General features: G+C 44.9%; 10 protein-coding genes. 3 read left to right on the forward strand and 7 right to left on the reverse strand.

The window, feature by feature from the left end:
• Nucleotides 1-4 precede the first annotated feature (4 nt).
• The 3 genes from AAHN97_RS15815 to AAHN97_RS15825 form a co-directional block, all read right to left on the reverse strand.
• Nucleotides 5-1,732 (reverse strand): SusD/RagB family nutrient-binding outer membrane lipoprotein, encoded by a 1,728-nt coding sequence (locus tag AAHN97_RS15815; protein ID WP_343303021.1) that lies wholly within the window; start codon nt 1,730-1,732, stop codon nt 5-7.
• Between the two features lie 10 nt (nt 1,733-1,742).
• Complete coding sequence (locus tag AAHN97_RS15820; RefSeq protein WP_343303022.1) at nt 1,743-4,988, reverse strand: SusC/RagA family TonB-linked outer membrane protein; 3,246 nt, start codon at nt 4,986-4,988, stop codon at nt 1,743-1,745.
• Nucleotides 4,989-5,105: 117 nt separating this feature from the next.
• Nucleotides 5,106-7,586: a hypothetical protein gene (locus tag AAHN97_RS15825; RefSeq protein ID WP_343303023.1), complete on the reverse strand. Its 2,481-nt coding sequence runs from the start codon at nt 7,584-7,586 to the stop codon at nt 5,106-5,108.
• A gap of 159 nt (nt 7,587-7,745) precedes the next feature.
• Here AAHN97_RS15825 and AAHN97_RS15830 point away from each other — a divergent pair, with 159 nt between their 5' ends.
• Nucleotides 7,746-8,162 (forward strand): carbohydrate-binding protein, encoded by a 417-nt coding sequence (locus tag AAHN97_RS15830; protein ID WP_343303024.1) that lies wholly within the window; start codon nt 7,746-7,748, stop codon nt 8,160-8,162.
• 79 nt (nt 8,163-8,241) lie between these two features.
• Nucleotides 8,242-9,207: a glycoside hydrolase family 43 protein gene (locus AAHN97_RS15835; RefSeq protein WP_343303025.1), complete on the forward strand. Its 966-nt coding sequence runs from the start codon at nt 8,242-8,244 to the stop codon at nt 9,205-9,207.
• A gap of 2 nt (nt 9,208-9,209) precedes the next feature.
• Here AAHN97_RS15835 and AAHN97_RS15840 read toward each other — a convergent pair whose 3' ends face one another.
• On the reverse strand, nt 9,210-9,455 hold the full coding sequence (locus tag AAHN97_RS15840) for a hypothetical protein (protein WP_343303026.1): 246 nt from the start codon (nt 9,453-9,455) through the stop codon (nt 9,210-9,212).
• A 277-nt stretch (nt 9,456-9,732) separates the two neighbouring features.
• Here AAHN97_RS15840 and AAHN97_RS15845 point away from each other — a divergent pair, with 277 nt between their 5' ends.
• Nucleotides 9,733-10,281, forward strand: a complete 549-nt coding sequence (locus AAHN97_RS15845) for an RNA polymerase sigma factor (RefSeq protein ID WP_343303027.1) — start codon at nt 9,733-9,735, stop codon at nt 10,279-10,281.
• Nucleotides 10,282-10,359: 78 nt separating this feature from the next.
• On the opposite strand, the gene AAHN97_RS15850 is transcribed toward AAHN97_RS15845, so the two are convergent.
• From AAHN97_RS15850 to AAHN97_RS15860, 3 genes are read right to left on the reverse strand one after another with little or no spacing between them, the layout of a single operon-like run.
• Nucleotides 10,360-11,784, reverse strand: a complete 1,425-nt coding sequence (locus AAHN97_RS15850; RefSeq protein ID WP_430516946.1) for a glycosyltransferase family 2 protein — start codon at nt 11,782-11,784, stop codon at nt 10,360-10,362.
• Entirely contained in the window at nt 11,781-12,845 is a 1,065-nt protein-coding gene (locus tag AAHN97_RS15855; RefSeq protein ID WP_343303029.1) for a HEAT repeat domain-containing protein, read from the reverse strand. The genes AAHN97_RS15850 and AAHN97_RS15855 overlap by 4 nt, the downstream gene beginning before the upstream one ends.
• 17 nt (nt 12,846-12,862) lie before the next feature.
• Complete coding sequence (locus tag AAHN97_RS15860) at nt 12,863-13,225, reverse strand: response regulator transcription factor (protein WP_343303030.1); 363 nt, start codon at nt 13,223-13,225, stop codon at nt 12,863-12,865.
• Nucleotides 13,226-13,309: the final 84 nt, after the last annotated feature.

Below are 13,309 nucleotides of genomic sequence, written 5' to 3' on the forward strand. Positions count from 1 at the left end.
TCAGTTATTTATAAGTTCTGATAAGGGTGTAAGCAATCCCATTGTTCTGCAGGGATTGAATAGTGGTACCATACCAATGTTGTACGAATCCAAAATTCAATACAGCGGTTTGGGTATTCCAATCTTTGTTGGGCAAGGGTTGCAGGAAGCTCAGATTAACATACGGACTTCTTTCATCCCCACCCAGTTTAGCTACGGCATCATTATAACCAGGTGTGTTATAATTCAGCACGGTAGTAGGATATACCCATCTGTTGGGCAACAAAGAGAAGGTAGCATTGATAAACTGGTTAGCAGGATTAGTATGCGGAGGAAGTTCCAGCACACGCGTTCTTCTTTCCAGGCACCAGGTATCAAAACCTCCATCAGGATAATAGTTGATCCATTGCTGCAGCCAGATCTTAAACAGATCGTCTTCCGGGATATTGGTGTTCACCAGGCCCAGGTAGTTATAATATCCTGTAGCAGATGTGCCGAACTTCACTCCATTCTGATTCTTATAATTGGTGGCCGCTGCACCTGTAATACCCCAGTTAGCAAAGTTGGCATCTATACCGGCATTATAATATTGCTCTGCTGTTTGCGCTCCCCCCAGTCCTAGTTTTGCAGCTTCTGCTTTCATGAACATAGCCTCTGCATAGGAGAGATGGATGAAAGGTTTTTCTGCGGTAAGCAGAAACGTTTTTTTAGGATCAGAATAGGTAAGGATGTTCAACCCTCCTACCGGATCACTGGTTAAACCCCATCCCGGTAATAGCCGGGGTGCTTTGGGTAAACCGAAATAAGGGATCCTGTAGGTGACGATACGGAGGGAATCATCTAAAGTACTGGTAAGCGTATCCTGCAGCAAAAAACGGTTTACAGCAGGCACAGAATCATAGTAAGCACTTAAACGGGGATCGTTGTACGACCGGAACCAGGTAAAGATATAATCGCTCATCTTGGGGGCTATGTCCTGCGTAAATGAGTTGCGTACATATCGGATAAAGTAAGGACTTTGGTTACCGTCAATATTCTCGTAGCCCATCTTCGCCGTTTCAGTTTCTGCACTGATGGTATTGGCTTCTGCCTGCATCACTTCCGTGATGTGTGTGCGGGCAACCGCTCCCAGGTTCTTCTGGCAGCGCAGCGCAATCTTTAAACGGAGGGTGTTGGCAAACTTCTTCCATTTGACCAGGTCGCCGGTATACAATACATCGTAGCTGAGCTTATCTTTCGTCACATCTATCTTATCTGCGGCGTCCTTCAGCATGGTAAGGATATTTGTATACACTACATCTTCATCATCAAACAGGATAGATGAACCTGCCTCTGGTTTCAAAGCATTCTGCATGGGGATAGGCCCATAGGTACCTACCAGGATAGAATATACATAAGCCTGCCAGATACGGCCTATCTGTACTTTATTGTTAAACCCTTCTGCAGTGCTGTATTTTTTGTCCAGCTGACTGAGGTTGCCCAGTATTTCCACATAGGATTGTTCCCAAAAACCATCCGCTCCCACACCATAACGGGAAGAGCCTCCGCCAATGCATAAGAGATGCGAAGTGGTCCAGTGATAATCCATATTGGCATTAGCCAGCAGATCACTGGTCCTTTTGATGGAACCTTCAATGATCGCTTCCGGCGTGGCATTTTCAAACTGGTTCGGATTGATATTTGTTCTGTTAAAAGACTTTGTACAGGAAAAGCCTGTTAACATGATAATAAGCAGATAACACAGATTTTTCATGTTCCGATTTTTAGAAATTAAATTTCAGGTCCACACCATAGGTAGCATAAGGGAAAGATCCTCCCTGCTCAATACCCTGCGCATTGCCGGTAGTATTGGCTGCTTCAGGATCAATACCCCTGGGCGTATTTTTCATGATGGTCCAGAGGTTCCTTCCCACCACTGCTACTCTCGCGCCTCTGATGAATTTGTTGCGGAACCAGTTGGCATTTAAATTATACCCCATCACTACTTCACTCAGGCGGATATTGGAAGCATCAAAGAGGTTATTGCCCATGTCATTGTCCATATTCTGCCAATAGGCTTGCGGTGATTGCCAGGATTCGTTTGGTTTGAGGGCAATGTACCTTCCGTCTTTACCTATCACGGGGGCACCTTGTGCATTCAGCACAGGATTATAGCCCGGGTATTTAATTCCTTTTGGCCGGTTCTTATCCTGGTAGGCGTTGCCAAACAAACCAATACCATTCTGTTCATCTCCTGATTCACCTAAGATGAGACTACTGTAGTAAAAATCTTCCCGGCCCAGTAAACTCTGAATGGTATTACCGGTAACATTTGCTTTGTGATTGGATACGGAATAAATATCACCTCCCCATTTCACTGTTACGAGGAAGCTGAGGTCAAATCCTTTATATCTGAAAGTATTGCCGATGGATCCTATCCAGTCCGGCCGGAAATTCCCGAGATAACCGTTGGGTTCAAAGTAAGGGCGGCCGGTAGAAGCATTGATCATCATTGTATCACCGGAATAGTAAGCGGAGTTCCCTCTCAATACACCATAAGGTTTACCTACTTCTGCATTGGAGGTCATTACAAACCAGCTGCCTAAGGTGTAGCGGTTCACACCGGGTGTGAGGGATACAACCAGGTTCTTATTCGTAGACCAGTTGAGCAATACATCCCAGCTAAACTTTTTTGATTTGATGGGCGTGGCTTTGATAGATAATTCCACCCCGGTGTTCTGGATCTCTCCTGCATTCACGATCTCTTCCGTGAAACCTGTTTCGCGGGCTACCTGCGCGCGCATGATCTGGTCCACTGTATTCGATCTGTAAACAGAGGTAGAGATATTGATACGGTCAGCAAAGAAAGAGAGGTCCAGCCCTATTTCCCGGGAAGTGGTCTGTTCCGGTTTCAGGTTAGGGTTTTTACGCAGGTTCTCAAAATCCAGCCATGGGTTGCCGAGGAATAAACCGCCATAGGCAAACATGGATTGTAAGGAATAAGCACCTGCATCATTACCCACCTTTGCCCAGGAAGCACGCAGTTTACCATAATTGATAATTTTCTGGTCTTCCGGCAGGAATTGTGTGAATACGAAACTGCCGCTTACCGAAGGGTAAAAGAAAGAGCGGTTATTTTCCGGCAAGGTGGAAGACCAGTCGTTACGACCGGTAATATCCACGAACAGGAAATCACGAAAACCTAAAGTGGTGGAACCGTAAACGGAATTTGTTTTATTACGCACCAGGTTTTCACTGGCTACAGGGTAGGCGTTGCTGTTAGAGATGCTGGGCATGTCGTGATTGAGGAGAGAAGAAACAGCTTGCTGGCGGAATAACTGGTTCCCCTGCATGAAGTTGGTACCCAGGTTGGCATTCAGACTGAATTCCTTCCCCCACTTCTTTGTGTACATGAACATGCCTTCCATATTCCAGTTCTGGTTCTGCTGTGTGAACTGTGAATAAGAACCTAGTTTGCTCTGACGGGAACCGGGTTCCCTGTATACAAAACCACTCCCAAAGGTGAGGTCTGTAGAGATCTGCCCCCGGAACTTCAATCCTTCCATGATATCTACGGTGAGGGTCGTACCTCCTATGACACGGTGTTTGATATCTTCATTCTCATTTTCATAGATGGCCCAATAGGGATTTTCATATCCGTCTCCCTGTGCACCATAAGAGAAAGCATTGCCGGCAGCATCTCTCCATGGGGTGAGTGCTTTTTCGTCAATACTGCGCAACATATAGATGTAGGCATTCATGGGGCTTTGGGCATCCATGTTACGGAATGTGCGGTTCTTTACTTTATCCAATGTGTACAGCAAACGGGCATCCAGGTTTACTTTTTTACCGAGCCTGCGGCTGCTGCTGAGATTGAAGTTGTGTTTCTTCCGCATGTTCTGTTTTGCCAGTACATCGTTCCCATCCGTATAAGTATAGGAAGCGCGGAAGTTTGAACGTTCATCAGATTTACCCACAGATACATTGGTGATATTGGTAAAACTGCTTTGATACAGGTCCTTGATATTATTTGGCTGCGGATAAAATCCATGCGGTTTACCATCATATCCATTATAAGGCTGGCCTAACATGGGTGCCCCCCAGCTGCGGGTATTGGTTCCCATATTGATGGCATTTGTTCCGGGGATAATGCTATTGGTGTTCTGTACCGTGCGGAATGCATTTCCTTCTCCATACACATTCTGGTATGCAGGATATTCGGAAATGGTGTACCACATCATGTTCTGGTTTACGCTTACGCCCAGGGAGCCATCTTCTTTACTCTTTCCTTTTTTGGTAGTGATAAGGATGGCACCGTTCGCTGCTTTGGAACCATAAAGCGCGGCAGCATTCGGACCTTTCAGCACTTCGATGTTGGCAATGTCGTCCGGGTTGAGGTCTGCGGCGCCGTTTCCATAGTCCAGGTTGTTACGGCCATCGCCCATGGAGTTGTCGATGGGTACACCATCTACTACCCAGAGGGGTTGGTTGTTACCGGTAATGGAATTGTCGCCACGGATCACGATCCTTACGGAACCTGTTGGCTGGCCTGTGGTGGTTACCTGCATACCGGCAACTTTTCCGGCGAGCGCACTGGCAATGTTCACATCGCGGGCTTCCGTTAAACGTTCCGGATCGATGGACTGCTGTGAATAACCGATTGTTTTGCTTTGGCGGGATAAACCCAATGCCGAAACCACTTCCACATCTTTCAGTTTCACGGCATTCCGAAGGAGGGAAAAATTGAGGGTACCGCCGGTGGCGATAGATTCTTTGGAGAAGTATCCGGTGTAGCTGGCTACGAGGATACTTTTTGCAAGGTCAGGGACCTGGATCGTATACGATCCATCGTCTGAGGAAAGTACGCCGGTGCCGGTACCTTTAATGTACACTGCCGCACCCGGGAGTGGTTGATTGTTCTCGTCCATTACTTTTCCTTTCACGGTCGCTTTCTGGGCAAATGCGAATGCAGGAAACAGGAGGAACGATAAATAAATGGTAAGATTCCGGGATAAGGATCTCTTTTTCATCGTGGAAGCGTTTCGTGGAAAAATAGTATGCTGCAAAGTAACAGGCACGGGCTTAATAGGGGGTTTAATAAAGGATTAACCCCAAATTAATTTCCTGAATACTAACTAATTAATGCATTAATGAAGGATCTCATTAAAGCTTTGGGGGAAGTCTTCATCGTACATATGCCGATAGTCTTTGGCAAACTTTTCATAGGTATTCCTGGCAATGGAGTGACGGCCAAGGGCATTCAGGGTTTTACATTTCATCTGCAGGGCCTGCTCGTTGACCTGGTCAAAATTGAAGATGGCATTTGCGATCTCGATCAGTAATTCTGCATCGGCGGGTGTGGTTAATGTAGAACCCGCATATATTAATACATCCAGCACTTTGCCGGAGATGTCTGATTTAATATCATCCAGCCAGGTATATTCCGTCTGGTGAAGGAAGGCCCCCCTGCTAACGATCTGTAAAAGCTGGCGGATCTGGTCTTTGTTAATCCCTTCCCTGTTCCGGGCCAGTTCGTAAAAGATAGCGAGGTCTATATAGATCTCTTCCGGCGGATATTGGAATACCCATTTACCCGATTCCTTTTTAAAGGAACAGTTGCCCAGCTTTTCCAAAATGGTTTTGAGCTTGAGCATATTAACAGAACGGTTATTCTTTGCGGCCTTGTCTGATTTATCATTCCAGAGGATCTCGTTCAGGTTTTCCACGGAAATGCCATGGCCGTATTTTACGGAGTAGATCATTATTAACAGGAACAATTCCTTTAATAATGGTGTGAACTGCCGGGTGATATCCACTCCTTCTGCATCCGTTACACTAAAGTTGCCGAAGAGGAAAACAGAAGGACGTTCTTTGTGCTTCACTACTTTTTCCGGCTCAGGAAGTGTTGCTTTTACCCTTCTCTTCCTTTCTCTTTTTCTAAAAGAGAGCCAGAGTGCAAATGCCAGTAATAATAAACCCACGGGGTAATACCACCAGTTCACTTTGATCACCGCATGGGAACGGGTGGCAGGGATCAATGCATTGGGAGGGAAAGCGATGGTATAGATCTTTACATCAGTGGCTTTATTATCTTCTGTGAGTAAGGTAACGGCAATCAGTTTCTTACTGTTTGCGCAATAGTAGAGGTCTGCGTAAGAGCGGTTGTCTTTAAAAGCATAGGGGATGGTATCGCCCAGGGCCTGGTATTGGTTATTCTTCAGCGAGCCTCTGATCAATTGTAATCTTGAATCAAAACGGTCCTTAGGGTAATTGAGTGCATAATAGTGATCATCGATGATGATCATGGAATTCGCAAACACAAATGCGTCCTTCGGTGTGTCCAGGGTGAAGATCTTTTTGATGGTATGGGCTTTGGGATCAAAGCGCAGCAGGTCGTACAGGTATTTTGGATTGAGGATCTGTTCGCCTGTGGTGCTTCCGTAACCACCTAATATATATACATCATCTCCCTTTGTGCCTAATGCAGCCAGGTATCTGGGTGTGTAGGGATCGCCCTTTACCTGTACGCTATCCCATTTATGGGAAATGAAGTTGTAGGTATGGATCTTGTTCTTGTAAGTGAGCTGGCCGTATCCGCCTAAAACATATAACCTGCCCGGTGCAGGGAAATAGAATTTATTGGCATGCCAGTATTCCGTTACATCTGCTGCGGGAAAAGGCTGCTCCCAGGTTTGCTGTTCTTCCCGGAATGGCGTGGCCCATTGTTTATCAAGATAAAAATTATAGAGCTGATGGGTTTCAGGGTGTATGAAAGACAAACTACCTCTCAACAGAAAATGTTCCGGTGAAAGGATGGCGGTTGTTTGCATAGTGCCGTTCTTTACCAGGAAACGATAAATGGAATCCTTTGCGGTGACTACTACTTCTTCCCGGGCAGCATCAAAAGCTACGGTGGCATTTCCTTTTACGTTTTTATTATATACAGCCTGCCATTGTTGGTAGAGCGGAGTGATCCAGATGGGATTGGTGACATTCGCTTTTTTGTCCCGCAGGCTGTCAACAGAAACGTAACCTTTGGTTTCCCGCAGGGGCCAGAAATATTTAGTTTTCTGGTTGATAGCGATACTGATATTCCTGACCTGCATAGGTGGCAGGTCTGTAGATTTGAACTCCGGTTCATTACAGGCACCAAAAACAATGCGGAAACAATCATCTTTCAATTCCACTTTGGCTTTGCTGACCAGTTTACCATTCACATGAAAAGAGATCTCCCCTTTGTTCACCCGTAATTTTAAACGGTGCCACTGGTCCGCCAGGCTGGCGCTGTCTGTTTTAAAGCCAATACCGGTCATGGATTCTCCGAAAACCACATTGAAACCACCCTCTCTTGGACTGTAAAGGAGGTCGATATTCTGGTGGCGGGCATTGATCAGCCGGAAAACATAGCCAAAATAGGCGGGATGTTCAGGAAGGAAAGAGAGGTCAAAAGCCAGTTCAAAATCTTCCCCCAGGCATTGGGGAGTTCCAGCGCCAAGGTCCAGTGAAGTCCTTTTTTCCTGCACTACTTCAAATGAAGAAAATATCAACCCATGGGATTGCGCAATTGAAGCTTTGACGAAAAGCAGGCTGAAAATAACTGGAAGAAGTCCTTTTACTACAGATTTCATGACGTTGGAACAAAGTGCGGTGGGAACTTTGTTCAGTGGTTGATAATAGATTTTATGGCAGAAAGATAAATGTTTTTTTAATAATGGCATAGATACATCTGAAACTAAACATTATTAATTATCTTTATGTAATAAACATTAGAAATCGTACCGCATCCTATGAAGCCTCTTGTGTTAGCTGCGATTGTAGCTATATCCATTTTATTTGCTTTCCCGGCAAGAGGTCAGCTCGTTCCTGCAACTCAACCTAAAGACCAGGAAACGAAATACCTGATGAAAGAGGGTACCTACCTGGGATTCCGGCAGGTGAACCTGAGCATGGGGGAAATAGGCTTTGAGGTAACCATCTCCAGTAACATCAAGGGAAAGGCAGCCCCTACCCTGGAATTCAGGATAGATAAACCCAAGGGGAAAAAGATAGGGTCCCTTAAGATCCCGGACACGGCAGATACCACTTTTAATATAAAATTAACCGGTCAGTTAAGGCATGCCATGGGGGTGCACGACCTCTTCCTGGTGGCCAAGGGTAGTGGGGAATTCAATATTTTCGGGTTTGCCTTCATACGGAATTACTGAGCTCCGGGGCTAATGCGGACATCAATTTTAGCAGAAGAGATTTACTGAATTGGCCTTATATTTCGGAAATTTTATCATGATGAAGCGTATTTTCCTGTGGGCCATTTTAGCTGTTCTGACCTTTTCCGCCAACGCACAAAAAGCAGGCAATCCGGTTTTCCCGGGCTGGTATGCAGATCCTGAGGGTATTATATTCAATAAACAATACTGGATCTACCCTACTTTCTCTGCTCCTTATAATAAACAGGTGTTTTTTGACGCTTTTTCCTCTCCGGACCTGGTCAAATGGACGAAACACAGCCGCATCCTGGACACCAGTGCCGTCAAATGGGCTAAACGGGCCATGTGGGCACCTTCTATCATAGAAAAAGACAAAAAATACTATCTCTTCTTTGGGGCCAACGATATCCAGAAGGATTCCGAATTGGGTGGTATAGGCGTTGCCGTAGCGGATAAACCACAGGGGCCTTATAAGGACCATCTGGGCAAACCCCTGATCGATAAATTCCATAACAAAGCACAGCCCATTGACCAGTTTGTGTTCCATGATAAGGACGGGCAGTATTACCTGATCTATGGTGGCTGGCGGCATTGTAATATCGCAAAGTTGAACAAGGATTTCACCGGCTTTATTCCTTTTGAGGATGGCAGTGTATTTAAAGAGATCACACCTGATAAATATGTGGAAGGACCGTTTATGTTCATCAAAGACGGTAAATATTATTTCATGTGGTCAGAAGGAGGATGGACAGGCCCTGATTACAGTGTAGCCTATGCCATTGCTGATTCTCCGCTGGGCCCTTTCAAAAGGGTAGATAAGATCCTGCAGCAGGACTCTACCATCGCAAAAGGCGCGGGGCATCATTCCGTGATCCATGTTACCAAAAACAACAGTTGGTATATTGTATATCACAGGAGGCCTTTAACGGAAACGGGGGCTAATTCCAGGGAAACCTGTATAGAGAGGATGTATTTTGATGAACAGGGGTTCATCAAACCCGTGGTGATCACTAAAGAGGGAGTGGAGAGGAATCGTTTGAAATAGGTTTATCGTATATCCTTATGTGCTAACATAACCTGGTATTTGACGCTGATGTGTAAGGCGGCATCTGCCAGGTTCATTTTTTTCATCAGGTCCAGGATCTTTTCGTTGGGGTGATTCTGCACCTCCAGCAGCATAGCCCTTGCATCGCTATCGGATGCAAGTACCTGTTGTAAATCAACCTCTTCCGTTTCAGAAATCAAACCGTAATGCTTTCTAATGAGCAGGTCAAGTATTTCATTTTTGTCCATATGACCGGGGGTTATTCCAGAATAAGATCGGTTTTAACAACCGCAGGGGGAATAATTTTTATAAAACAATGTTTGATTAACATATCCCTGCCAGTTATACATGTTAATGTTACACGTATACCCATCGTTGTTAACCAGTCTTTAACAGCAAACAGCATCGTCATAAAGTGTATATTTTGTAATATAGCAGTAGTAAGAATGCAAAATCTACTTCTCTTTTTCTCCAGCTGTGCTTAACTCTCAAACCATTTAGTTTATTTCCGGCAACTGTTAGCACATGGACGACAATATTATTGTACAGGAACTGCATAAGAAAAACATGGAGGCTTTTACCTGGATGTATGAGAAATACTACAAGGTACTCTGGGCACATGCAGACTATATTCTGAAAGACACTACCGAAGCTGAAGAAGCTGTACAGGATGTGTTTTGCAAACTTCTGGATTTTAAAGGATGGGGGCATGTAAAGAACCTTAAATCTTATCTGAACACTTCTCTGCGTAATTACTGTTTCAACCTGCTGGAGAAGAATAAAAAAACGAACGAAAAGCGCTTGAATTTTTCACGGGTGATGATCTCTGACACCTGGGAAACGCCTGACCTGCACGATGCGAGGCAGGTAGACAAAAAATTACAGAAACTATTATCCCTTCTAAGTCCGCAACGCCTCAGGGCTTTCCATCTCATTTACCAGGAAGGCATGACCTATGAAGAGGCCGCCCATTCCCTGGGTATCAGCAAGAACAGTATTAAAACTCACATCAAACTGGGCCTTCGTGTATTAAGGAACTTCGGGCCATTCATATTTGTTTTCTTTCTGAATTAAGATCACTGCATACATTGAAAGGATTGGCGAGTATTATCTTTCCTTCGGAATCGGTAACAATAATTCCCAGCGTTTCATTTATGATGCCGCTTTGGTAAATCCCTTCCTCGTCATTTCACCCCAGGCCTTGCGTTTACGCAGGAAATCAAAATACCCCCTGATACCTGCCCATACTACAAAGGGATGAAAAATAAAAGGTTCAGTAAGGGCTGCAAGGATCAGCCTCCTCACTTCTCTTTTCCGCCTGTATTGATTGTAGGTGCTTACTTCCATGTAAATAGCAAAAATGGAATTGAGATAACCGAATGAAATAATAAACAATAAAAAAGCAAAGAACATATGCCAGTTGATCAATCCCATTCCGGCCAGTATCAGGAATACGATAAAACCGGCAAACTCTATCAGTGGGGCCAGCATTTCAAACAATAACCAGTAGGGATAGCTCAGTACGCCCAGCAGATCATAACGGGGATTGAGAAAGATCTTTTTATGAGAACGGAGTGTTTCAATGGTTCCCCGTGTCCAGCGGTTACGTTGACGGCTCAATATGTTAGTGGTTTCGGGCGCTTCGGTCCAGCAGAGGGGATCGGGAATATAAGTTACTGTGTAGGGAAGATCCTGTTCATGCATATAACGTCTCATCCGAACTACCAGCTCCATGTCCTCCCCTACCGTTTCCGTGCTGTAACCACCGCACTTAATAGCAATCTCCTTGTCAAAAGCTCCAAAGGCACCGGAGATCAGCAGCAATCCATCCAGCCGCGTCCAGGCCATTCGGCCTAACAGGAAGGCACGTATGTATTCCAGGGCCTGCATCCTGGCCCAGTAATTCTCCGGTAAATAAACACGCGTAAGCCTGCCGTTCTTAACCTCACAGGAATTGGCAATACGGATCACCCCGCCTGATGCGATCACCCTGGCTTCTCCTTCTTCCAGGAAAGGTTTTACCATTTTGAGGATGGCATCATGTTCCAGTATACAATCAGCATCTATGCAAACGATATAATCATGGCTGGCAATATTGATCCCTACATTCAGCGCATCGGCCTTCCCCCCATTTACTTTATCCACTACCACAAGTTTATTATAGGCAGGATGCCTGGTTTTATACACTGCTTTTACCTGTTGCGTGGGAATGCTGTAGTTCACAAAGAAATCAACCTTCTCCAGTTTATAGGCATCAATGAGCTTTTGCAGGCTGTCGTCTTTACTTCCATCATTGATCACTACAAGCTCCAGCTTATTATAGTACAGGGAAAGAAGTGATCTTACATTCTCCACAATGGTAGCGCCTTCATTATAGGCAGGGGCGAGTATACTTACTGTTGGTGCATGCGGGGAAGAAGCCAGCAGGCGGTAATCGGTAAAATCGTTTTTATTCAGGTATTGTCTTGTTTCCCCGATGGAGTTTACGCCAATGAACACATAAAAAACGATCAGCGCCACTGAATACAGGAATATGGCCGTTATGATAACATATATAAGTATATCCACGAAGTTCATCTTGCCATTTCGCTTTTAATATGAAGGAATATCTGTTGAAATCCGGGTTTGTGCTGCAGCTCAGCCATTCCGTTTGTGCAGCACTTTGCCATCACCCGCGCTACCTGCAGCTGAATGGAAGTATTACCGCTTTCCAGCTCATTTTCAAGAAATGCTTTCTGCTGATCAGTAGCGATGTTTTCCAGTGCCTGCAGGATGGCAGTTCTGTTAACGACGGTTTCCGTGGCATATTTTTCCACCAGTATCTGTGCGGTATGCTCATCTCCTATGTGCATAAGGGTTTTGATGGCCTGTGTTCTTACTTTTTCTTTTGGATGCTGCAAACATGCCGTTACAGCTTCTTTGAGATGATATTGCTGATAGATCTCCGCAAGCTTTAATGCAAAGACCACCACGCTGTTATTTTCAGAGAGCAACCAGTTCTCCAATGGTTCCAGGTGCCCCGGATCAAGCGGTTCCAGCTGTTCCAGCAGCTTTACCTGTTGCCAGGTGTTCATCGGCCGGGTAAGGTTGTTGAGGAAAGAAAGGCCCTCAAAGCCAGAGAAAGCCAGCACAGCTGTTTGCGCTTCCTGCCTGATATATTCATTACTGCTATTGGTATAACGCAGGATACGGTCCTTTAGATCTTTCTGCTCCATCATATAGAGCTCATAGATACCTTTTGCCTTTTTATGCCAGATCCTGCTGTTAAACTTCCGGAGTGAACTTGTTTTCAATCCCAGCTGCTCATAGAGGTAAACCACATTGCGGGAAGCGATGCCTATGAGGCTCTTTTTTGTATTAATAAGCTGGTTGATGGCATATTGACGGGCGATCTTATTTTTCCGGATATCTTTTAATCCTTCAGGGACCTCCACAGCTATACCTCCTGAAAAATCATCCAGCAGCATATTACTGAGCCATTGATCAAAGAATTCCTGTACCTTCTTTTCCAGGAGAAAATGTTTTTTGCGGACAGAAAGCCGCAAATGTGTAGCTATCAGGATGATAATGATCAGCGCCACAAAAAAGAGCGTATACGCATATAAGGTATCCGGGGGAATAGTGTCAGGTTGTTTCAAGGATATATGCTATTTGGCTATTTGGAATGAATCAGCTTTTTTACCCTGATAGAAAGTTCTGAAAGGCTGAAAGGTTTGGTCATGTAATCATCTGCGCCCAGGCGAAATGCTTCCTCCACGATATTCTCCTGCCCCATGGTAGATAATACGATCACCTTGATCTGTTTAGCTGTGATATCTTTCACTGCACTCACAATTTCCAGTCCTGACACAGAAGGCAGCATAATATCTGTAAGTACGATATCCGGCATTTCTTCCCTGATACTGTCCATTGCAGTATTTCCTTCCGAACAGGAAATAATTTCATAACCATCTTTTGCCAGCTTGATCTCGATCGTTTTGCGGATGAGGTTATCATCTTCAGCAATAAGTATTTTCATCGTGGTAGGATATAGTCTATCCTAAATATAGAATATTCCCTTGAATAAGAAGAGCTTGTAACCGAATAATATGCTATATTTTAA

It is taken from the genome of Chitinophaga niabensis, assembly GCF_039545795.1.
GTDB classification, from domain to species: Bacteria; Bacteroidota; Bacteroidia; order Chitinophagales; family Chitinophagaceae; genus Chitinophaga; species Chitinophaga niabensis_B.

Bases quoted from the DNA above. Each gene is read 5' to 3' on its own strand.
- AAHN97_RS15825 (WP_343303023.1), bottom strand. From the start codon at position 7,586: ATGAAATCTGTAGTAAAAGGACTTCTTCCAGTTATTTTCAGCCTGCTT.
- AAHN97_RS15820 (WP_343303022.1), bottom strand. From the start codon at position 4,988: ATGAAAAAGAGATCCTTATCCCGGAATCTTACCATTTATTTATCGTTC.
- AAHN97_RS15815 (WP_343303021.1), bottom strand. From the start codon at position 1,732: ATGAAAAATCTGTGTTATCTGCTTATTATCATGTTAACAGGCTTTTCC.
- AAHN97_RS15850 (WP_430516946.1), bottom strand. From the start codon at position 11,784: ATGAACTTCGTGGATATACTTATATATGTTATCATAACGGCCATATTC.
- AAHN97_RS15830 (WP_343303024.1), top strand. From the start codon at position 7,746: ATGAAGCCTCTTGTGTTAGCTGCGATTGTAGCTATATCCATTTTATTT.
- AAHN97_RS15845 (WP_343303027.1), top strand. From the start codon at position 9,733: ATGGACGACAATATTATTGTACAGGAACTGCATAAGAAAAACATGGAG.
- AAHN97_RS15840 (WP_343303026.1), bottom strand. From the start codon at position 9,455: ATGGACAAAAATGAAATACTTGACCTGCTCATTAGAAAGCATTACGGT.
- AAHN97_RS15860 (WP_343303030.1), bottom strand. From the start codon at position 13,225: ATGAAAATACTTATTGCTGAAGATGATAACCTCATCCGCAAAACGATC.
- AAHN97_RS15835 (WP_343303025.1), top strand. From the start codon at position 8,242: ATGAAGCGTATTTTCCTGTGGGCCATTTTAGCTGTTCTGACCTTTTCC.